The sequence below is a fragment of the Agrobacterium radiobacter genome (assembly GCF_040801995.1).
Classification (GTDB): domain Bacteria; phylum Pseudomonadota; class Alphaproteobacteria; order Rhizobiales; family Rhizobiaceae; genus Agrobacterium; species Agrobacterium radiobacter.
This window is the reverse complement of sequence record NZ_JBEGHX010000002.1, coordinates 915,490-935,155: the sequence shown is the minus strand read 5'-3', so window position 1 is coordinate 935,155 and position 19,666 is coordinate 915,490. Positions and strand designations below refer to the sequence as shown.

Sequence of the window (19,666 nt, the reverse complement as noted above, 5' to 3'; positions counted from 1 at the left end):
TTTCGAGGCGGTGTCCTTTGCCCGTCAGGTCCCGATCCCCGGTACGGCGGGGGTCGGGGCAGGGCGTGTCTCACCGCTCAGCGCGCACCCTTGGCGACGCCGGCAAGCGTGGCTTCGATGTTGGATTTGTCGACGATGCTCGGTCCGGTCAGCAGTGGGGCGGTCGGCAGATCGGTGCCGAAATCGATGGCCGAGGCCAGAAGCGTCACCGCCAGCAGCGATTGCAGGTAGGGCTGCTGGTCGATTGCGAAACCCTGCGTTCCGTCCTTGATCCGGTCGAGGCCGGACTGGTTGAGATCGAAAGTGCCGAGCAGGGCGGTTTCGGTTTTGCCGGCCTGCATGACGCCGATGGCGGCCGAATCCGCGTCACCTGCCGAAATGGTAAGGACGCCGTCGATCTTGCCGTCCTGAAGCAGCGTGGCCTTGATCGCTTCGGCGACGGCGGTGGCATCGCCGAAGCTGGTGGCGGGAAGCGGCAGCTGCTTGCCGGTGCCGCCGGCCTTGGTGATGCCGTCAAGGACCCCTTTGCATCGTGCTTCGAGATTGGCGGCGCCAGGAACGGTGTTGACACAGATAACGTTCTTTTTGCCCTGCCTGGCGAAATATTCGCCGCCGGCCACACCGGCCAGATATTCATCGGAGCCGACATAATTGATCGCGCCAAGTTCCCTGGCCTTCTCGTGCCCCCCGGCATTCATGAGAATGACCTTGATGCCGGCATTGATGGCTTCCCGGATCGCTGGGTCCTCGCCTTCCGGAACCCAGTTCGGAATGACGAGGCCGTCGACCTTCTGACTGATGGCGGTCTGGATCAGCTGCACCACATCGGGTGCAAAGTTGTCGTAGGTTTGCAGGCGGAGATAGTTGACCTTGCCACCATTCGCCTCGACCACGAGGCGTGCGTCGTCGACACCTTTTTTGATGAGGTTCCAGAACGCATCGTCATTCTTGCCGCCGACAACGGCGATATTGGCCGCAAACGCACCGGATGCCATCACAAGCGACGCAGCGCCCGCGACCAGAAATTTCCTGAAAAATGCCATTGTTTCCTCCCTGCCCATTCTCCCAACGGGCTCTCATGATGGGATGATTTATATCTTTCATTTTCATAAGAATGGAATTTATATTTCATTTAATGTTGAATTTCGTATCATTATATGTCATTCAGGAATGATAGGATTGTGAGGCGCCATGAACCGACCGACCATCACCGATCTTGCGAAGGCCGCGGGCGTCAGCATCTCCACGGTGAACCGGCTGCTGCACGGTTCGACCGCCGTGCGACAGGATACGATCGACCAGATTCTCAAGGCGGCGGAGGAAATCGGTTTTTATGGTCTCGGCACCATCAAGGACCGTCGTCGCGAGGCTATGCCTCACCACAGGCTCGGCTTTCTGATGCAGCAATCCCACCGGCCGCTCTATCGGCTTTGGGCGGAAGGGATCATTGCCGCCGCACGCCAGCGGCCGGATAGCATTATCGAGCCGGACGTTGTTTTCGAGGACGATCTTTCGCCGGAGGCCGTCTCCGCCAATCTCCTGAAGATGGGGCAATCCTGCAGCGCAATCGCGGTGGTGACGGCCGACCACCCGCTTGTCAGCCAGGCGATCGACGAACTGCGGGGCAGGGGCGTTCCCGTGGTGACTTATGTGTCCGATCTGTCCGCGGCGAGCCGGGCGGGCTTTGTCGGGACCGATAGCTGGAAACGCGGCCGCACGGCGGCGTGGTTCCTTAGCCAGACGGTGAAGGGCGAGGGAACGGTCGTGCCGCTGATTGGCAGCAATCGTTACCAGTGTCAGGATGTTTCTGATGCGAGTTTTCGCTCCTATATGCGGGAGAACACCCCCGAACTTCAGGTTGCGGAAACGCTGCTGACCCACGAGGAGCCGGAAAATGCCTATGTCATCGTTCGGGACATGATTGCTGCCGAACACGGGCTCAGGGGGATTTATGTCAATGGCGGCGGCATATCTGGTGTTCTGCGCGCGCTTCGAGAACTGCCTCTCGAGCGGCAGCGCGGCATAAAAATCATCTGTAACGATATCGGCCCGGAAACGCGCAAGGGCCTCAACGAAGGGCTGATCACCGCATCGCTGCCGCTTCCCCTCGACAGGATGCCGCAGCAGTTGATCGACGTAATGTTACGGCGCATCGAAAACGGTGGTTCGTCCTCCGTCGAACAGCGGATTGTGCCCTTCGAAATACTGACACCCGAAAGCATCTGGACCTAGCTCGGCATGCTCACCGGAATTTGAGGCTCATCCGGGCAAGATCGTCCACGGGCTTTCGGCAAAAGCGCACAGCATGATGACTGGACGGAGCGTCGCCTCGAGGCGGCTCCGCACCACGTCGCCAGCGCGATTGCGGAAACCGTTCTCATCGCCCACAAGACCGGCAGAGAGTAACCTCTTCCACATCCTGTTCAGCCAGATTTCTACCGCAGCAGTCAACCCGCGTCGGCGCGTATCCCTGCATGCGTGGTCTGCAGTATTTCCCGCGCAGCAGCCACCAAGTTGTTGAGCGGCCGGTCGTCACGGTAAAAGGGCACTGTCGTCCGGATACGCTGGTGGAGCGTATCGGTGCCGGGTGCACGGCCGGCTTTGTCTGGTTGCATGTCGTAAGCCTGCGCCGCGCTCATGATCTCGATCGCCAGAATGGTTTCCAGATTGCCGATAATCGAAAGTGTCTTGTCGGCAGCGGCGGTGGCATGAGTGAGTATGTCCTCCTGCAGAGCGGAGGTGATGCCGCCATCGAGGCTGGCGGGGGCGGCAAGGCGGCGATTTTCTGCGGCAAGCGCTGCGGCCGTGTACTGGATGATCATGAAACCGGAACAGACACCGTCACTTTCCGCCAGAAAGGCAGGCAGCCCGCTGACAAGCGGGTTGACGAGCCGGTCGATACGGCGCTCGGAAATCGCGGCAAGTTCGGCTGCGGCCGTTGCCAGCCCATCCATGGCGAGCCCGAGTGCCGCGCCAACTGCATGGGCCTGGGAATGGACCTCGGGCGCCTGCGGCGTGCCGGTGACAACAGGATTATCCGTGACGCTCGCAAGCTCGCGGTTCACGACGTCGGCGATCTGCGCGACGCTATCCCGAACGGCGCCGTGCACCTGCGGCACGGCGCGCAGGCTGAGCGGATCCTGCGTGCGCGATCCGGCCGACCGGGCAAGAAGCGGGCTTCCGGCCAGGAGTTGGCGCAGGTTCGCGCCGACGGTCTGGATGCCGGGCGAGGCGCGTAGCGCAAGCGGCTCTGCGGCGAAGGGGTCCGCCTGTGCGCCAAGATTTTCATAGCTCATAGCAGCTGCCGCATCGGCCCAGTCGATAAGGGAAGTGGTGCGGGCAAGTGCGAGGCTGGCGAGACCGGTGGCGCAGGGTGTGCCGTTGACGAGACTCAGCCCTTCCTTTGCCTGCAGGACCATGGGTTCGAGGCCGAGCTTTTCCAGCCCTTGTCTGCCGCTGATCAATTCGCTCCCGTGGCGGGCCTGGCCCTCGCCGATCAGCAGGAGGCCTATGGCCGCGGCATGGGTGAGGTAACCCACCGACCCCTTCGAGGGAATGACGGGAAGAATATCGCCATTCAGCAGGGCCAGCAGCGCTTCAACCGTTTTGACCTGCACGCCGGAGTAACCATGCGCGAAGTTGTTGATCTGGGCAGCCATGATGGCGCGCGTTTCTTCGCGCCCGAGCGGTTCTCCGACGCCGCAGGAATGGCTGAGCAGGATGTTTCGGGAGAGGGCCTGCTGTTGCGGAATATCCACGATCACATCGCAGAGCGCACCGACACCCGTATTGATGCCATAACCGCGCACGCGTTTTTCAACGAGCGCATCGACGATGGCGCGGGCCTTGGCGATGCGCCGCCACGCCGTATCCGACAGGGAAAGCGTCGCACCCTTTGCGACGGCGGCGATCTCTTGCCAGGTAAGGGGACGATCAATGGTGACCGTATCAGCCATGCTGGGCTTCCCCCGCACCTGCGCGGCGCTCCACGAAACGGGCGACATAGTCGTTTGCGGGGCTGTTGAGGATCTGGTCCGGTGTTCCCACCTGCACCAGTTTTCCGTCCTTCAGGATCGCGATCTGCGCCCCGATGCGGAGCGCCTCGTCAAGATCGTGGGTGATGAAGACGATGGTCTTGTGCAGGTTCTTTTCGAGCTGCAGCAACTGGTCCTGCATGTCGGCGCGGATCAGCGGATCGAGCGCCGAAAAGGCCTCGTCCATCAGGATGACGTCGGTATCGGCCGCCAGCGCGCGGGCGAGACCCACGCGCTGTTTCATGCCGCCGGAAAGCTGGTGGGGAAACTTGTCCTCGTAGCCTGAAAGGCCGACAGTCTCGATCCACTTCATGCCGATGGGTCGTGCGTCGGCCTTGGTCAGCCCGCGCACGCGCTGGCCATAAACGACGTTCTGCAAGACGGTGCGGTGCGGCATCAGGCCGAAATTCTGGAACACCATGCTGACGCGCCGGTTGCGGAAATCCCGCAGCTCCTTCGCCTTGAGGGCGAGAACATTGTCGTCGCCGACGAGAATCTCGCCGCTCGTCGGCTCGATAAGACGGTTGATGTGGCGCACCAGCGTCGACTTGCCGGAGCCGGAGAGGCCCATGATCACGAAAATGCGGCCGCCCGCTATATCGAGGCTGACATTGTCGAGGCCGACGCTGCATCCCGTCTTCGCCAGGATTTCGCTCTTTTCCGCGCCCTGCTGCGCCATGGCGAGCGCAGCCTTCCAGTTGCCGCCGAAAATCTTGGACACGTTGCGGATATGGATATCAGTCATTGCCCATTTCCTTCCGGCTGGATCGGCCAAAACCCTGGGTGATACGATCGAGCACGATTGCGAGAATAACGATGCCGAGACCCGCTTCGAGGCCCTTGCCGACATCAAGCGTCTGGATGCCGTTCAACACCTGTTCGCCAAGACCGCGCGCACCGATCATCGAGGCGACGACGACCATGGAAAGCGCCATCATGATCGTCTGGTTAAGACCGGCCATGATCGTGGGTGTGGCAAGCGGCAATTCGACGCCGAAAAGGATCTGTCTCGGGCTGCCGCCAAAGGCGGTCGCTGCCTCCACCACTTCCCGGTCCACCTGCCGGATGCCGAGATCGGTCAGGCGGATCAACGGCGGCACGGCATAAACGATGGTGGCAAGTACGGCCGGGACTTTGCCGAGGCCGAACAGCATGATGGCGGGGATGAGATACACGAAGCTCGGCATGGTCTGCATGACATCGAGGATCGGTAGGGTGATACGCCGGGCCCATTCGCTTTTGGCAAGCAGGATACCCATTGGCACGCCGATGACGATGGAGATGACGCTGGCAATCAGCATCAGCGCCAGCGTCTGCATCGTCAGGTCCCAGAGACCGAGCGCACCGACGATGAAAAGCATCACCGCCACCATGATGACGAGCGAAATCTTTTTCGCCGCGAACCAGGCGAGCACCAGGAAGACCAGAAAAATGACCCACCACGGCAGACCGCGCAGCGCCCATTCCACGAAGAGGATCGCCTGCAGGATCGTCTGTGAGATCGCCTTGAAAAGGTAGCCGTAGTTTACCACCAGCGAGCGCACGATCTCATTGATCGGGCCGCGGATGGAAATATGGAAAACTTCAGGAAACATTGGTGTCGTCCTCGCGCCTGCCGACCCCATTTCCGGGAGCCGGCCCCTGTCCTGACGGGAAAATGCGCGCCGGAAGTCCGGCGCGCCTGCGATGTTTACTTAACGGCGGCTTCGATACGCGCCTTGGCATCCGCAGAAACCCAGCTGCTCCAGATATCGGCCTTGGTCTGAAGGAAGGTCTTGGCGGCGGCTGTCGCATCGACCTGCTTGTCCGTCATGTAGGCGAGGCTGGCGTTGATTTCCGTCAGCGGGAAGGTCGCTTTTTCAAGGATCGCGATGATCTCAGGCGCTTCCTTGGCAAAGGTGCTGTTCACGCCATAGGCCACCTCGACGGAGGGGAAGGCGCAACCGGCGTCGCGCTTTCCATCCGCGCTTGTCAGTTCCTTCCAGCAGGCGTCGCTATAGGCCGGCTCCTGCAGCTGGACGAGCTTGTATTTGCCCATGATTGCCGTGGGGCTCCAGTAGTAGAACAGCATCGGCTCGCCCTGGAGATAAGCGGCGGCAATTGCGGCATCGAGCGCAGTGCCGGTGCCGGGGCGGAAGTTCACATAGTTTGCTTCCAGCTTGTATGCCTGCAGCTTGGCGGTGTTGACGCCTTCGCAGGTCCAGCCCGACGGGCAATTGAGGAAGCGGCCCTTGGTAGGCTCTTCCGGGTCCTTGAACAGTTCGACGATCTTCGGATCGGAAAGCTGGTCGACGCTCTTCAGGTCCGGAGCCTTGGCTTCGATGCCTTTTGCGGGGTCGCCCTTGATCAGATATTCCGGCACGAACCAGCCTTCGGCGGCGCCGACGAAGGTCTTGCCAACTGACGTGACCTGGCCTGCTTCCGCAGCCTTGTTCCAGACGTCGGAGCGGCCGATCCATTCTTCAGCGAAGATCTGCACGTCATTATTGGCGGTTGCCTGTTCCAGCGTCACGGAGTTGCCGGGAATGGAATCGACCTTGCAATCATAGCCCTTGGAAAGGATTTCCTTCATGACTTCGGTGATGAAAGCGCCGCTTTCCCAGTCGATGCCGGCGAAGGTGATGGTCTTTCCTGCGCTGCAATAGCCCTCCGCCTTGGCCGCGCCTGCGGACGCTCCCACGATGAGCGCGGTGGTGGCCAGCGCGATTTTCAGTTTTGAATTCAGCATTGCATTCCCCTTTTGGTTTGATGATTGGCAATTTGCTGGCATGCGTGAGACGGGCGCGCCCTGGGCAGGTGTTTGCCCCTGAGCCCGGTGGTCATTGGTGCATTTCATATCCCGTCGAAATCGGCGGCCGGGCGCTCATCGAATCAATATGGAATTCGATGTTCACCTTGAAGCGGCATGCCGAAAGTTCACTATACAACTTTGAAAAATTCGTATGGGACGCGCGTATCGGCGACGTTGGGTCGAACGCGCCTGCGGCTGGCCGGTTCTGAAAAGGGTGAGCTTTCAGCGCATAATGCCCAAGCGAGCCATCAAATACAGCTTTGGCCGCGGCATGGCAGCCGCTGCCCTTGCGCTGGGCGGGCATTTGAATATCGCCCCGACCATCGGCGGGAGACCTGCTGCTGCCAGAGATCGAGTCTTCGCTCGCCATTATTTTCCCCTCAAGTTGTATATGTAACTTCACACATTTGCGAAAGACAAGCAAGATAGGATGTGATAATTTTGTGCTTGCGCGGATTCTGGCTGCGTTTTGTGCAGTCGCCCGATTTTTAGGAGTTTTAATGCTGCCCATCATCGAAAGCGAGTTTTCTGTCTCGGGCGATCGCTCCTCCCTGCCGCTGTATGAGCGGGTGAAAGAACAGATCAAGGAAAAGATCGCCAGCGGAGAGTGGTTGACGAACCACAGGATACCCTCAGAAAACGAGATGGTCGACATGCTGGGTGTCAGCCGCATGACGGCAAACCGCGCCTTGCGGGAGCTGGCAACCGAGGGGGTGATTGTTCGCGTGCAGGGGCGCGGGTCTTTCGTCGCTCCTAAAAAGCGAAGCGCCGGCATGATGGGCGTGCGTAACATCGCCGACGAGATCAAGGAGCGCGGTTCAACCCATCGGCCAAGCCTGATCCTCGCCCAGACGGAAGTTTGCGGTCCGGATCTCGCAACGGCGCTCGAGATCACCGTGGGAGCGAAAGTTTTTCACTCCATCATCGTGCACCATGAAGATGACGTGCCGATCCAGCTCGAAGATCGCTTCGTCAATGCGGAGATCGCTCCGGATTATCTGATGCAGGATTTCAATACGCTCACGCCGAATGCCTATCTGACGGCGGCGGCACCCATTTCCCGGACCGAGCAATTCATCGAGGCGGCGTCGCCCCAGCCGTGGGAATGCAAGCTGATGGCCATCAGCCGAAACGAGCCCTGCCTTCTCGTGCGCCGCAGAACCTGGTCGTCGAGCCGTGCCGTCACCTCCGTGCGGCTGCTCTATCCCGGTTCCCGATACCGGCTTGAAAGTCAGGAATAGAGGTCCGCGGCCGCGTGCAGTGATGCCTATGCCAGCAGCCCGCGCATGATCAGTTCGAGATGAATCTTCAGAACGGCCTGCCTGTCCAGAATGCGCCGGTCGTTGAAAATCAGCCGAAACACCAATGTTCCAACCATGGGCGACATCACGACCTTGGCGAGTTCTGGGGGATTGGCCCTGAACCTTTTTTTCGCCACGCCTTCCTCGAGGATCGTATTGATGCGCTCGAAGACCGGCGCCATCAACGTGTCATGATGTTGGTCGATGAGATCGGGGAATTTTGCGCCTTCCGCAAGGATGAGGCGGAACAGTTCGCGCATTTTCTTGTTGTCGACGAGTGCGTCGAACATGAATTCCAGTAACAGGCGCAGCTCCTCGACGGGGTCGTCGGATGTATGCGCATAGGCCTTGAACGCTTCCTGGAATGGCTGGGAGGCGTGCTTGACCATTGCCTCGAAGAGCGCCTCCTTGGTTTCGAAATAGACGTAAACCGTCCCTTTCGTCACACCCACCCGTTCCGCGATGTCTTCTACCCGTGTCGCGGTAAATCCCCTTTTAGTGAATTCCTCGAATGCGGCATCGAGAATTTGCAACGGACGTTGTATCTTCTGTTCAGCACGTGTCAGTTTTGCTTTCGCCATGGCCCCGGATCCCTTTGTTTTTTCGGCGCGTGCCCTTCTGTCCGTCGCGATAGGCGGAAATGAGAGATGGTTTGCCTATAGCACCGGCGCAAAAACCGGAATGGATTTTTGTGAAGGCGCGCATGCTTCAATATGCCGGAACATTGCCGATGCGCCCGCAAGGATATGCCGGACGAAGTGGAATGATCATTCGGGAGGCTGGCCCGATGTTCCGGACAGATCCCCGATCGGCGGCATAAGAATTTCATTGACTATTCAGTCAGTCAAATATTATAGGATGAGGCGAAGATCAAGAGGTCACCATGAAAACCATCCTTATCGCGGCGGCGCTTGGCGGCATTTTCGCCCTGTCGTCCTGCAGCAATGAAGAGCCGCCTGCCGAAAAGCCGCTGCGCACCGTCGGCGTGGTCGCGGCTGAGAAGAAGCCCGTCGATCGCGGCAGCGTCATAACGGGTGAAGTGAGGGCAAGGGTCCAGACGGACCTGTCTTTCCGAGTCAGCGGCAAGATCACCGAGCGGCTGGTGGATGTGGGTACACGGGTCAAGACCGGGCAATTGCTTGCCCGCATGGATCCTGAAGAGCAAAAGGCCGATCTCGATGTTGCGCTCGCCAACCTGCAATCCGCAGAAGCGCAGCAGACGCAGGCGCAATTGACGTTCGACCGTCAGCAAAGCCTGTTCAGGACGCAGGTGACCTCGCGTTCGGCAGTCGACAAGGCCCAGGAAACCCTGCTCACCACGCAGGGCGCGGTGAGATCGGCGCAGGCGCAGCTCGACACGGCGCGGGATGCCCTGTCCTACACCGAACTCAGGGCCGATGCGGACGGCGTGATCACGGCGCGCAATGTCGAAGTCGGCCAGGTGGCGCAGGCCGCCCAGCTTGTCTTCACGCTGGCGCATGACGGGCCGCGCGATGCGGTCTTCGATGTCTATGAATCCCTGTTTCTCGAGCGCGACATCGACAATCTCGTCAATGTCAGCCTCCTGTCGGATCCCACCCGCAGCGTTGCGGCGCCGGTGCGGGAGATTTCTCCGACGATCGACCCCGACAATGGAACGATCAGGGTCAAGGTGGGTCTGAACGGTGATCTGACCATGCCGCTCGGGGCGCCTGTATCCGGCCATTTCCGCTTCAAGCAGGTCGATGCGATTGAGCTTCCGTGGTCGGCGATGACGTCGCAGGACGGCTTTCCCGCCGTCTGGGTGGTCGATCCGCAATCCTCGGAAATCGCCATGCGGCGCGTCGAGGTCGCTGACTACGAGACCGGTCAGTTCGTCATCGCGCAAGGACTTAATCCCGGCGATCTCGTTGTCACCGTCGGGACCAAATTTCTCCGCACCGGTGAAAAAGTCGCCTATGAAAAGGGGCAGGCACAATAATGTCCAGTATATACAGAAGCTTGTTTTTGGTGGCTGTGGCGATTGCGGTCTCCTCCTGCGAGGAGAAGCAGGAAGCCGCCGCCGAGGCGCCGCGTCCGGTACTTTCCGTCGTCGTGGAAGAGAAGCCCGCCGATGCGCTGCGGCTGACCGGCACGGTGGAATCGCGTATTCAGACCGATCTCGGTTTTCGTGTTCTCGGTCGGATCATCGCCCGCAATGTCGATGTGGCCGATCTGGTCAAGAAAGGCGATGTGGTCGCGTCGATCGATCCGCTGGCGCTCGAGCTTGCGGTGAAGAGTGCGCAATCCGATCTTTCCAATGCGGAAGCGCAGCTGGCCAACGCGGTCACGACGGAACAGCGTCAGCGCGTGCTGGCTGAAGCCCGCAGCGGCACGGAAGCCGCACTGGAAGAAGCCGAACAGGCAACACGCACCGCCAACGCCGCCGTCGCCAAGGCCCGCGCCAATCTGGACAAGGCCGAGGAGCAGCTGGGTTATGCGCAGCTGCATGCGGAATTTGACGGCGTGGTGACGGCAACCTCAGGCGAAATCGGTCAGGTTGTTTCGGCCGGCCAAACGGTCGTGACGATTGCCCGGCCGGAAGTGCGCGATGTGGTGGTCGATGTTCCGCAATTTGCGGCGCAGCGGCTCGAGATCGGTTCCGCCTTCGAGATCGCCCTGCAGCTTGACCCGAAAATCCGCACCACCGGCGTGGTGCGCGAGATCGCTCCGGAAGCCGAAACGGCAACGCGCACGCGCCGCACGAAGATCAGCCTGCAGGATGCGCCGCCGGCATTCAGGCTGGGTTCCGTCGTCACGGCCTCGGTGCTTGCCGCATCCGAACCGCAGATCATGCTTCCCGCATCAGCCCTGCTGAAAACAGATAGTGGGTGGGGTGTCTGGATCGTCAATGCCGACAAGGCAACGGTGACGTTGCGCCCTGTCACGATAGAAGGTGAGCCGACTGAGGGCGGCAGCGTGCGTATCACCGACGGCGTCAAGCCCGGCGAGCGCGTCGCTAGCGCCGGTGTTCACAAGCTCAAGGATGGACAGGCCATCAGGATCGATCAGGAGGTCCGTCAGTGAAGAAATTCAATCTCTCCGACTGGGCGCTCGAACACCGTTCGCTCGTCTGGTACTTCATGCTGGTCTTCGTTCTCGCCGGCGTTTTCTCCTATCTCAACCTCGGCCGTGAGGAAGATCCGAACTTCACCATCAAGACGATGGTGATCAGCGCGCAATGGCCCGGTGCTTCCGCGGAGGAAGTGGCCCGGCAGGTGACGGACCGGATCGAAAAGAAGCTCGAGGAGCTCGACAATCTCGACCATCTGCGCAGCCAGACGGTGGCTGGCCGCACCACAATCTTCGTGGAACTGGTGCCGGAAACCAAGGCACGCAATGTCGAACCGACCTGGGTGCGGGTGCGCAACATGATCGGCGACATCAAGGGGGAGTTTCCCTCCGGCGTGGTCGGCCCCTTCTTCAATGACCGTTTCGGCGATGTCTATGGCAATATCTACGCCTTCACCAGCGATGGTCTCAGCCAGCGGCAATTGCGCGACCTGGTGGAGGATGCCCGTGCAAAGGTGCTGACCGTCGACAATATCGGCAAGGTCGATGTCATCGGCGCGCAGGACGAGACGATCTATCTGGAGTTCTCCACGCGGCAGATCGCAGCCCTCGGCATCGATCAACAGTCGATCATCAAGACGCTGCAATCCCAGAACGCCGTCACGCAATCCGGCTTCGTTAATGCCGGGCCTGAGCGTGTGGCGCTGCGCGTCAGCGGCCAGTTCACTTCTGAAGACAGCCTGCGGTCCATCAATCTGCGGGTCAACAACCGGTTCTTCCCGCTGACGGAAGTGGCGACGATCAGGCGCGGTTATGTCGATCCGCCGTCATCGCTGTTCCGTTTTAACGGCCAGCCGGCTATCGGCCTTGCGATCGGCATGAAAACCGGCGCGAACCTGCTACATTTCGGCGAGGCGCTGGATGCACAGATGAAGCGTGTGGTGGCGGATCTGCCTGTTGGTGTCGATGTGCATCGTGTATCCGATCAGCCGGCCGTGGTCGATGAAGCGGTCTCCGGCTTCACTTCGGCGCTGTTCGAGGCGATTGCAATCGTTCTCGTCATAAGCTTCATCAGCCTTGGCCTCAGAGCCGGCATGGTGGTTGCCGTTTCCATTCCGCTCGTGCTGGCGATCACCTTCGTCTACATGGAATACACAGGCATTTCGCTGCAACGTATCTCGCTCGGCGCCCTTATCATTGCGCTCGGGCTTCTCGTCGACGATGCGATGATTGCAGTCGAGATGATGGTCGCGCGGCTCGAGGTCGGAGACGATCTCAGAAAAGCGGCGACCTATGTTTACACCTCCACCGCTTTCCCGATGCTGACGGGCACGCTGGTCACCGTGGCAGGCTTCATTCCGGTCGGTCTCAACAACTCCGCGGCGGGTGAATTCACCTTCACGCTTTTTGTGGTGATCGCCGTTTCGCTCATCGTATCGTGGATCGTCGCCGTCCTGTTCACGCCGCTTCTCGGCGTCACGATCCTGCCGAAGACGATGAAATCGCACCATGAAAAGAAGGGCCGGTTCGCCTCCGCCTTTTCCTGGCTCCTCGGGCGGGCGCTGCGCTGGCGCTGGGTGACGATCATCCTCACCATTGCCCTCTTCGGCCTTTCCGTCGGCGGCATGAGCCTCGTGCAGCAGCAGTTCTTCCCGTCATCCGACCGTGTGGAGTTGATCGTCGACTGGAACCTGCCGCAGAACAGCTCGATTGCCGAAACCAACCGGCAGATGGCGCAGTTCGAGCAGGAAATGCTGGCGAAAAATACGGATATCGACCATTGGACGACCTATGTCGGCGAAGGCGCACCGCGTTTCATCCTGTCCTTCGACGTGCAGACACCTGACGTCACCTTCGGCCAGACGGTCATCGTCACCAAGGGGCTGGATGTGCGCGACAAGGTGCGTGCCGAGCTGCAGGATTATCTGGACCGGACATTCATCGGCACCGACGCCTTCGTGAAATTGCTCGATATCGGTCCTCCCGTCGGGAAACCGGTCCAATATCGCCTGAGCGGTCCTGATATCCAGAAGGTCCGCGAACTCGGTCAGCAATTGTCCGGTATCGTCGGTGAACATCAGCTGCTCTCGAACCTCGTGATGGACTGGAACGAGCCGACGCGCGTGGTGAAGGTCGATGTCATCCAGGACAAGGCCCGGCAGCTCGGCGTCTCCTCGGAAGATATCGCCAATGCCATGAACAGCATTGTCGAGGGTTCTACCGTGACCCAGGTCAGGGACGATATTTACCTCGTCAACGTGGTGGCGCGCGCGCAACTGGCAGAGCGGGGGTCCATCGAGACGTTGCAGAACCTGCAATTGCCGGCGACGAACGGCAAGGCCGTGCCGCTCTCGGCGATTGCCAATTTCCGCTACGAACTGGAGCAGCCGACCATCTGGCGTCGTGACAGGATCCCGACAGTCACCGTCAAGGCCGCGATTATCGGCCCAACACAGCCAGCCACGATCGTGGAGCAGCTGAAGCCGAAACTCGAGGCTTTCGAGAAGACGCTTCCCGTCGGTTACAAGATGGAAGTCGGTGGCTCCGTGGAATCCAGCGCGGATTCGCAGGCTCCGATCGTTGCCGTGGTGCCCTTGATGCTGTTTGCGATGGCGACGATCCTGATGGTTCAGCTGCAAAGCTTCAGCCGGCTGTTCCTGGTCTTCGCCGTTGCGCCGACGGCCTTGATCGGCGTCGTGGTGGCGCTGCTCTTCTCCAATGCGCCGATGGGCTTTGTCGCCATTCTCGGCGTGCTGGCGCTGATCGGTATCCTGATCCGCAACTCGGTCATTCTGGTGGTGCAGATCGAGCATCTGAGAAGCGAAGGGGTCTCGGCATGGCATGCCGTCATCGAGGCGACCGAGCACCGCATGCGGCCGATCATGCTGACGGCGGCGGCCGCCACCCTTGCCCTCATCCCCATCTCCCGGGAGATATTCTGGGGTCCGATGGCCTATGCGATGATGGGCGGCATCGTGGTGGGTACGGCGCTCACGCTGCTTTTCCTCCCCGCGCTCTATGTCGCTTGGTTCCGCATTCCGCGTGAGGATGACAAGCCGGAGGGAACAGAAATCAAGGCGTGACATCGGTGCGGGGCGAGGGTACGGCGTCGTTGTCCCCTCGCTCCAACAAAAATATCCACCGTCGTTGTTCCCGCGGTCAGGATAATGTTAGGAAGGTCGGCTTAGCTGCGAGAGCGGCGGCCGTCCTTTTGCGTTTGGACGGTTGTCTGGTTTTGCGTTGATATTGCGGACATATTGAGAGTGCGGAGGGTTTAAAGATGGGCGGGTTGTCGGATTGGCTTGCGGATGGGCAGCCGATCAATCGCAAGAATGCCGCAGAAGCGGTGTTCGATGATATCCGTTCGGCCATCACCTCGGGGCAGCTTGCGGTCGGCATCCGGCTGCCTTCGGAAGCCCATCTGGCAGCGCGATATGGCGTCAGCCGGCCGATCATTCGCGAGGCGCTGCGCTCGCTCCAGACCCTGGGGTTGACGCAGACCCGCACTGGAAGCGGCACCTATGTGATGACGCCGACGCCACCTTCCGAATTAAATTACGGCGCCTATTCCGCCCGCGATCTGATCGAGGCCCGCCCCTTCATCGAGGTGCCGGCAGCCGGTTGGGCGGCGTTGAGGCGGACCGATGCCCAGCTGGAGGTCTTGCTTGACCTCTGTGATCGGATGGAAGCCGAAGAAAGGCCGCATCCCTGGGTGCTGCTGGATGGGCAGTTTCATTGCGCCATTGCGGAAGCCTCGGCCAACAGGCTGTTCGCCAAGGTGGTGGCCGATGCGCGCGAAGCCCTATCCCAGCAATCCGAGATGGTGAACCTGATGGCCGGCCGCCGCGTCGCGTCGAATTTCGAGCACCGCCGGATCGTCGAGGCGATCCGGCGGGGTTCAGCGCCAGAGGCGCGGGAGGCGATGGAGCTTCACCTTGGGCAGGTGAAGCAGGTGGTGACGACGATCATTGGCGAAGATCGGCTTCGCCAGCCGTGACGGCAGGCAGGTTGGCAAGGTGTCGCGGGCTCAGCGCCTGCTGCAATTGCGCATCGGTGAGATAACCGCGCTCCAGAACCACCTGTGGCACCGTGCGGCCGCTGGCAAGCGCTTCCTTGGCTACTTCCGTTGCCGCATAATAACCGATCAGCGGGTTGAGCGCGGTGGCGAGACCGATCGATTCTTCCACGCGCTGCGCCATGATGGCCGGATTGGCCACGATGCCGTCGACGCAGCGTTCCGCCAAGGTGCGGCAGGCGGCGCTGAGCTGGCTGATGCTCTGTGAAAGCGCGCGCACGATGATCGGCTCGAAGGCGTTGAGCTGCAGCTGCCCGGCTTCGGCGGCCATGGTGATGGTGATGTCGTTGCCGATCACCGCATAGGCCACCTGGTTGACCACTTCGGGAATGACCGGGTTGATCTTGCCCGGCATGATGCTGGAACCCGCCTGAACCGAGGGCAGGGTGATTTCGCCGATCCCGGCGCGCGGGCCGGAAGAGAGCAGGCGAAGGTCGTTGCAGGTTTTCGACAGCTTCACGGCGACGCGCTTCAGCACGCCGGAGAGATGCACGAAGGCGCCGGGGTCCTGTGTGGCCTCGATCAGGTCGGCGGCCGTTACCAGCGGTCGTCCGGTCAGTTCCGCCAGATGCTGGCAGGCGAGCGCCGCATAACCGCGCGGTGCATTCAGCCCGGTGCCGATGGCGGTGGCGCCGAGATTGATCTCGTGCAGCAATGCCGCGGATTCGATCAGGCGCGCCTGATCTTCGCCGAGCATCACCACGAAAGTGCGGAACTCCTGGCCGAGCGTCATCGGCACGGCATCCTGCAATTGCGTGCGTCCGATCTTGATGAAGCCGGCAAATTCCTGCGCCTTGCGGTCGAAAGCGTCCTTCAGAACGCCCATGGAAGCCGCCAGATCGTCGATCGCCTCGATCAGTCCGACATTGATTGCGGTCGGATAGGCGTCGTTGGTCGATTGGCTGAGATTGACATGATCATTCGGGTGAAGGCGGGCATAGTCGCCTTTTTCGTGGCCAAGCAGTTCCAACGCGCGGTTGGCGATGACCTCATTGGCATTCATGTTGGTGGAGGTGCCGGCTCCGCCCTGAATTTCATCCACCACGAATTGCTCATGCAACGCGCCGGCGCGGATTTCGCGGCAGGCCTCGGCGATGGCTTCCATTCGTTCGGTGTCGAGCAGGCCGAGCTCGTGATTTGCGCGTGCCGCCGCCTCCTTCACATAGGCCAGTCCCCGGACGAGATAGGGGTTGTGGCCAATGGTCACCCCGGTGATCTTGAAGTTTTCCACAGCGCGCGCGGTGTGCACGCCCCAATAGACATCCGCGGGAATTTCCTTCGTTCCGAGCAAATCATGCTCCCTGCGCGTCACGCTCACTGTGTCCTCCACTGGCTTTAAGCGTTGCAAAATCTGTAAAGCTGTCTTACAGATTTGATGACCATATTCCCAAGGAGGGGGAAGGTCAATATTGCCCGGTGGCTCTTGACGAAAGCCAGTCTCTGCAATTAAGAGGGCAAAAATCTGTCATGCAGCTTTACAGCATGCGCGCATTCGCTGGCCATATTTCCAGCCTTGGGGACGACGCCAGTTCCACTTTGATTTCCGGCTTATTGCCGATTACAAGCGTTTTATCGGGAGGATAAATCCATGCATTCTGGAAAAACGGCACCCGCCGAACGTGAGGTCTTCATCGAAGAGGACCTCGGTTACCATAAGGCCTTGAAGCCGCGCCAGATCCAGATGATCGCCATCGGCGGCGCTATCGGCACGGGCCTCTTTCTGGGTGCGGGCGGGCGTCTAGCGCAGGCCGGTCCGGCGCTGGTTTTCGTTTACGCGCTCTGCGGTTTCTTTGCATTTCTGGTGCTGCGCGCGCTAGGCGAGCTTATCATGCATCGCCCGAGTTCCGGTTCCTTCGTCTCCTACGCCCGCGAGTTCTACGGCGAGAAGATGGCCTTCGCGGCCGGCTGGATGTATTGGCTGAACTGGGCCATGACCTCTGTGGCCGATGTGACCGCCGTCGCCCTCTACATGAATTTCTTCAAGCAATACGTACCGTGGCTGGCGGGTATCGATCAGTGGGTGTTCGCGATGACGGCACTGGTCGTCGTGCTGGCGATGAACATGCTGTCGGTGAAGGTCTTCGGCGAGCTGGAATTCTGGTTCAGCCTGATCAAGGTGCTCGCGCTTGCCATTTTCCTCGTCGTTGGCGTCTATTTCGTCATTTTCGGCACACCCATCGAAGGCCACGTTACCGGCTTCAGCCTCATTACGGATAATGGCGGCTTCTTCCCGAATGGCATTCTTCCAGCCTTCGTCATCATACAGGGCGTGGTGTTCGCCTATGCCTCGATTGAGCTGATCGGCACGGCGGCGGGCGAAACTGAAGACCCGCGCAAGGTCATGCCGCGCGCCATCCGCGCCGTGGTCCTGCGTCTCGTCGTGTTTTATGTCGGCTCGGTACTGCTGTTCACGCTGCTTCTGCCCTACACCGCTTACAAGGCCGGCGAGAGCCCGTTCGTCACCTTCTTCGGTTCCATCGGCGTTGAGGGTGCCGATGTGATCATGAACCTCGTCGTTCTGACCGCCGTGCTGTCCTCGCTCAATGCCGGTCTTTATTCCACCGGCCGCATCCTGCATTCCATGGCGGTTTCCGGCTCTGCTCCGGCGGCGCTGGCGAAGATGAACAAGAATGGCGTGCCCTATGGCGGCATTGCGGTCACGGCCGTCGTCACCGTTCTCGGCGTGGCCCTGAATGCGGTCGTTCCCTCCGCCGCTTTCGAAATCGCGCTCAACCTGTCGGCGCTCGGCATCATCTGCGCATGGGCGGTCATCGTGCTTTGCCAGCTGAAGCTCTGGCAGCTTTCCAGGCGTGGCGAGCTTGCACGTCCGGATTTCCGCATGTTCGGCGCGCCCTACACCGGCATTCTCACGCTCATCTTCCTGTTCGGCGTGCTGGTTCTGATGGCCTTCGACTATCCCGTCGGCTCCTGGACCATCGCCTCGCTGTTCGTCATCATCCCGGCGCTCGTCATTGGCTGGTATCTCTTGCGTGAGCGCATCCACCGTCTGGCGGCCGAGCGTGCCGGTGCAGGAGCGTCGCATTGAGCGGGCAGGGCGCAACGCCTCTGGTGGCGGTCATCGCCACCGGCGGCACCATCGCCAGCCGGCGTAGCGCCGATGGCGTCAGCACGCCCAGCCTTTCGGGTGAGGACCTGCTGACGCTGGTTCCGCAAATCAGCGCCCGGCTGAAGCCGGTCGATCTGATGGCGAAGGATTCCTCCAGCCTGACATTGGCAGACATGCAGCGCATCAGCGATGCGGTGGGGGCAGAGCTTGATGATCCCGCCGTTGCCGGCATCGTGGTTCTGCATGGCACCGACGCCATGGAAGAATCCTCGCTGCTCGTGCATTTGCAGCAGGCCATCACAAAGCCGGTGGTCTTCACCGGCGCGCAGTTTACGGCAGACCATAAGGACGCGGACGGGCCGGCCAATCTGGCCCGGGCCATAGAAACAGCGCTCGATCAGGCGAATGCCGGGAAGGGCGTGCTTCTCTCCTTCGGCGGCCGCTGTCTGCCTGCCTGGGGACTTTACAAGCTGAGCGCGGACGAGGCGGACGCCTTCCGCTCGGCCAGGCCGCTGACTGCTGTTGCAACGCTGCGGCTTTCCGCCCCGGTAACCGATCAGCGCGTCGATATCGTCGCCATTCATCCCGGCTGTGATGCCACCCATATTGATGCAAGCCTGCAGGCGGGAGCGAAAGGTATCGTTCTTGCGGCGCTTGGTTCCGGCAACGCCAATCCGCGTATCGCTGAAGCCGTGAAGCGCTGCGCCGAACGCAACGTTCCCGTCATCGTTTCCAGCCGCGTGCCCGAAGGGCGGCTCGTGGCAAGTTACGGCGGCGGCGGCGGCGGGCATGATCTTGTCGCGGCGGGCGCCGTACATTCATCCACGCTTCGTCCGGGACAGGCCCGCATTTTGCTGGCCGCGCTGCTGGCCGATAAAAGTCCGGCGGAAACCATCATGTCCGCTTTCAGCGACAGCCCGCTCTCTTAAGTAGCGGCAGCGATGTCCGCGACCGGCGGGCGTCGAAATTCCTATAGGATTCCTATTTTATTGCCTCTGTGGCCGTCTCGAACCTTTATGCGGTTCGGGTGCATTCTTCTGTGCGGGAAGGGATGGTGTTCCCTTCTCAGCCAGAAAGATTGAAAAGCGACGTCCCACATGACGGCGCTTTTCTTCCTGTCCGGCTCCTCGAATAAAAAGGAGTCCCATCGATGATGGATGTTGTTCTGATCGGTGCAGCCACGGTGTTTTTCGCCCTCTGCTTTGCCTATACGCGCGCCTGCGACCGGCTTTAGACGGGAGGCTGCGATGACATTCGACTATATCTTGAGCGGCGCCGTCACGGTCTTTATCGCCGCCTATCTCACCTATGCTCTCATTCGCCCCGAACGTTTCTGATCGGGAAACGACGGCTATTGAAAGTTCAATA

The 19,666-nt window shown here is 60.5% G+C and carries 17 protein-coding genes; 9 read left to right on the top strand and 8 right to left on the bottom strand.

What is annotated here, in order from left to right:
* Positions 1-77 precede the first annotated feature (77 nt).
* Positions 78-1,043 carry a substrate-binding domain-containing protein gene (locus MRBLRC7O_RS18195; protein ID WP_060723116.1) on the bottom strand — a complete coding sequence of 322 codons (966 nt, stop codon included), beginning with the start codon at positions 1,041-1,043 and terminating at the stop codon, positions 78-80.
* 148 nt (positions 1,044-1,191) lie between these two features.
* Here MRBLRC7O_RS18195 and MRBLRC7O_RS18190 point away from each other — a divergent pair, with 148 nt between their 5' ends.
* Positions 1,192-2,232 (top strand): LacI family DNA-binding transcriptional regulator, encoded by a 1,041-nt coding sequence (locus MRBLRC7O_RS18190; RefSeq protein WP_087746094.1) that lies wholly within the window; start codon positions 1,192-1,194, stop codon positions 2,230-2,232.
* A gap of 215 nt (positions 2,233-2,447) precedes the next feature.
* On the opposite strand, the gene MRBLRC7O_RS18185 is transcribed toward MRBLRC7O_RS18190, so the two are convergent.
* From MRBLRC7O_RS18185 to MRBLRC7O_RS18165, 5 genes are all read right to left on the bottom strand, one after another.
* Positions 2,448-3,956, bottom strand: a complete 1,509-nt coding sequence (locus MRBLRC7O_RS18185) for an HAL/PAL/TAL family ammonia-lyase (RefSeq protein ID WP_111820594.1) — start codon at positions 3,954-3,956, stop codon at positions 2,448-2,450.
* On the bottom strand, positions 3,949-4,779 hold the full coding sequence (locus tag MRBLRC7O_RS18180) for a quaternary amine ABC transporter ATP-binding protein (protein ID WP_003506071.1): 831 nt from the start codon (positions 4,777-4,779) through the stop codon (positions 3,949-3,951). Before MRBLRC7O_RS18180 ends, MRBLRC7O_RS18185 begins: the two co-directional genes overlap by 8 nt.
* Positions 4,772-5,629 carry an ABC transporter permease gene (locus MRBLRC7O_RS18175; RefSeq protein ID WP_060723119.1) on the bottom strand — a complete coding sequence of 286 codons (858 nt, stop codon included), beginning with the start codon at positions 5,627-5,629 and terminating at the stop codon, positions 4,772-4,774. The genes MRBLRC7O_RS18180 and MRBLRC7O_RS18175 overlap by 8 nt, the downstream gene beginning before the upstream one ends.
* Positions 5,630-5,724: 95 nt before the next feature.
* The gene (locus MRBLRC7O_RS18170; RefSeq protein WP_111820593.1) at positions 5,725-6,762 is read right to left on the bottom strand and encodes an ABC transporter substrate-binding protein; all 1,038 of its coding nucleotides are present in this window, start codon (positions 6,760-6,762) and stop codon (positions 5,725-5,727) included.
* Between the two features lie 91 nt (positions 6,763-6,853).
* On the bottom strand, positions 6,854-7,195 hold the full coding sequence (locus MRBLRC7O_RS18165) for a hypothetical protein (protein ID WP_003506074.1): 342 nt from the start codon (positions 7,193-7,195) through the stop codon (positions 6,854-6,856).
* A gap of 130 nt (positions 7,196-7,325) precedes the next feature.
* Here MRBLRC7O_RS18165 and hutC point away from each other — a divergent pair, with 130 nt between their 5' ends.
* The gene (hutC, locus tag MRBLRC7O_RS18160; protein ID WP_003506075.1) at positions 7,326-8,066 is read left to right on the top strand and encodes a histidine utilization transcriptional repressor HutC; all 741 of its coding nucleotides are present in this window, start codon (positions 7,326-7,328) and stop codon (positions 8,064-8,066) included.
* Positions 8,067-8,092: 26 nt separating this feature from the next.
* Here hutC and MRBLRC7O_RS18155 read toward each other — a convergent pair whose 3' ends face one another.
* Positions 8,093-8,707, bottom strand: coding sequence for a TetR/AcrR family transcriptional regulator (locus MRBLRC7O_RS18155; protein WP_003506076.1), 615 nt, complete (start codon positions 8,705-8,707; stop codon positions 8,093-8,095).
* A 302-nt stretch (positions 8,708-9,009) separates the two neighbouring features.
* On the opposite strand from MRBLRC7O_RS18155, the gene MRBLRC7O_RS18150 reads away from it, so the two are divergent.
* The 4 genes from MRBLRC7O_RS18150 (at position 9,010) to MRBLRC7O_RS18135 (ending at position 15,153) form a co-directional block, all read left to right on the top strand.
* Positions 9,010-10,086 (top strand): efflux RND transporter periplasmic adaptor subunit, encoded by a 1,077-nt coding sequence (locus tag MRBLRC7O_RS18150; protein ID WP_003506077.1) that lies wholly within the window; start codon positions 9,010-9,012, stop codon positions 10,084-10,086.
* Positions 10,086-11,171 (top strand): efflux RND transporter periplasmic adaptor subunit, encoded by a 1,086-nt coding sequence (locus MRBLRC7O_RS18145; protein WP_020808556.1) that lies wholly within the window; start codon positions 10,086-10,088, stop codon positions 11,169-11,171. Before MRBLRC7O_RS18150 ends, MRBLRC7O_RS18145 begins: the two co-directional genes overlap by 1 nt.
* Positions 11,168-14,239 (top strand): efflux RND transporter permease subunit, encoded by a 3,072-nt coding sequence (locus MRBLRC7O_RS18140; protein ID WP_020808555.1) that lies wholly within the window; start codon positions 11,168-11,170, stop codon positions 14,237-14,239. The genes MRBLRC7O_RS18145 and MRBLRC7O_RS18140 overlap by 4 nt, the downstream gene beginning before the upstream one ends.
* 197 nt (positions 14,240-14,436) lie before the next feature.
* Positions 14,437-15,153 carry a FadR/GntR family transcriptional regulator gene (locus MRBLRC7O_RS18135; protein WP_003506080.1) on the top strand — a complete coding sequence of 239 codons (717 nt, stop codon included), beginning with the start codon at positions 14,437-14,439 and terminating at the stop codon, positions 15,151-15,153.
* Here the strand turns inward: MRBLRC7O_RS18135 and MRBLRC7O_RS18130 are convergent.
* The gene (locus tag MRBLRC7O_RS18130; protein ID WP_223567300.1) at positions 15,122-16,549 is read right to left on the bottom strand and encodes an aspartate ammonia-lyase; all 1,428 of its coding nucleotides are present in this window, start codon (positions 16,547-16,549) and stop codon (positions 15,122-15,124) included. The two genes, MRBLRC7O_RS18135 and MRBLRC7O_RS18130, sit on opposite strands and share 32 nt — an antisense overlap.
* A gap of 270 nt (positions 16,550-16,819) precedes the next feature.
* Here MRBLRC7O_RS18130 and MRBLRC7O_RS18125 point away from each other — a divergent pair, with 270 nt between their 5' ends.
* From MRBLRC7O_RS18125 to kdpF, 3 genes are all read left to right on the top strand, one after another.
* Positions 16,820-18,277, top strand: coding sequence for an amino acid permease (locus tag MRBLRC7O_RS18125; protein WP_060723123.1), 1,458 nt, complete (start codon positions 16,820-16,822; stop codon positions 18,275-18,277).
* Positions 18,274-19,227 (top strand): asparaginase, encoded by a 954-nt coding sequence (locus tag MRBLRC7O_RS18120; RefSeq protein ID WP_060723124.1) that lies wholly within the window; start codon positions 18,274-18,276, stop codon positions 19,225-19,227. Before MRBLRC7O_RS18125 ends, MRBLRC7O_RS18120 begins: the two co-directional genes overlap by 4 nt.
* A 318-nt stretch (positions 19,228-19,545) precedes the next feature.
* The gene (gene kdpF, locus MRBLRC7O_RS18115) at positions 19,546-19,635 is read left to right on the top strand and encodes a K(+)-transporting ATPase subunit F (protein WP_003506089.1); all 90 of its coding nucleotides are present in this window, start codon (positions 19,546-19,548) and stop codon (positions 19,633-19,635) included.
* Positions 19,636-19,666: the final 31 nt, after the last annotated feature.

Excerpts from the sequence above, each read along its gene's own strand:
- MRBLRC7O_RS18125 (WP_060723123.1), top strand. The coding sequence starts at position 16,820 with ATGCATTCTGGAAAAACGGCACCCGCCGAACGTGAGGTCTTCATCGAA.
- kdpF (WP_003506089.1), top strand. The coding sequence starts at position 19,546 with ATGACATTCGACTATATCTTGAGCGGCGCCGTCACGGTCTTTATCGCC.
- MRBLRC7O_RS18180 (WP_003506071.1), bottom strand. The coding sequence starts at position 4,779 with ATGACTGATATCCATATCCGCAACGTGTCCAAGATTTTCGGCGGCAAC.
- MRBLRC7O_RS18165 (WP_003506074.1), bottom strand. The coding sequence starts at position 7,195 with ATGGCGAGCGAAGACTCGATCTCTGGCAGCAGCAGGTCTCCCGCCGAT.
- MRBLRC7O_RS18185 (WP_111820594.1), bottom strand. The coding sequence starts at position 3,956 with ATGGCTGATACGGTCACCATTGATCGTCCCCTTACCTGGCAAGAGATC.
- MRBLRC7O_RS18190 (WP_087746094.1), top strand. The coding sequence starts at position 1,192 with ATGAACCGACCGACCATCACCGATCTTGCGAAGGCCGCGGGCGTCAGC.
- MRBLRC7O_RS18150 (WP_003506077.1), top strand. The coding sequence starts at position 9,010 with ATGAAAACCATCCTTATCGCGGCGGCGCTTGGCGGCATTTTCGCCCTG.
- MRBLRC7O_RS18170 (WP_111820593.1), bottom strand. The coding sequence starts at position 6,762 with ATGCTGAATTCAAAACTGAAAATCGCGCTGGCCACCACCGCGCTCATC.
- MRBLRC7O_RS18145 (WP_020808556.1), top strand. The coding sequence starts at position 10,086 with ATGTCCAGTATATACAGAAGCTTGTTTTTGGTGGCTGTGGCGATTGCG.
- MRBLRC7O_RS18175 (WP_060723119.1), bottom strand. The coding sequence starts at position 5,629 with ATGTTTCCTGAAGTTTTCCATATTTCCATCCGCGGCCCGATCAATGAG.
- MRBLRC7O_RS18195 (WP_060723116.1), bottom strand. The coding sequence starts at position 1,043 with ATGGCATTTTTCAGGAAATTTCTGGTCGCGGGCGCTGCGTCGCTTGTG.
- MRBLRC7O_RS18155 (WP_003506076.1), bottom strand. The coding sequence starts at position 8,707 with ATGGCGAAAGCAAAACTGACACGTGCTGAACAGAAGATACAACGTCCG.
- MRBLRC7O_RS18135 (WP_003506080.1), top strand. The coding sequence starts at position 14,437 with ATGGGCGGGTTGTCGGATTGGCTTGCGGATGGGCAGCCGATCAATCGC.
- hutC (WP_003506075.1), top strand. The coding sequence starts at position 7,326 with ATGCTGCCCATCATCGAAAGCGAGTTTTCTGTCTCGGGCGATCGCTCC.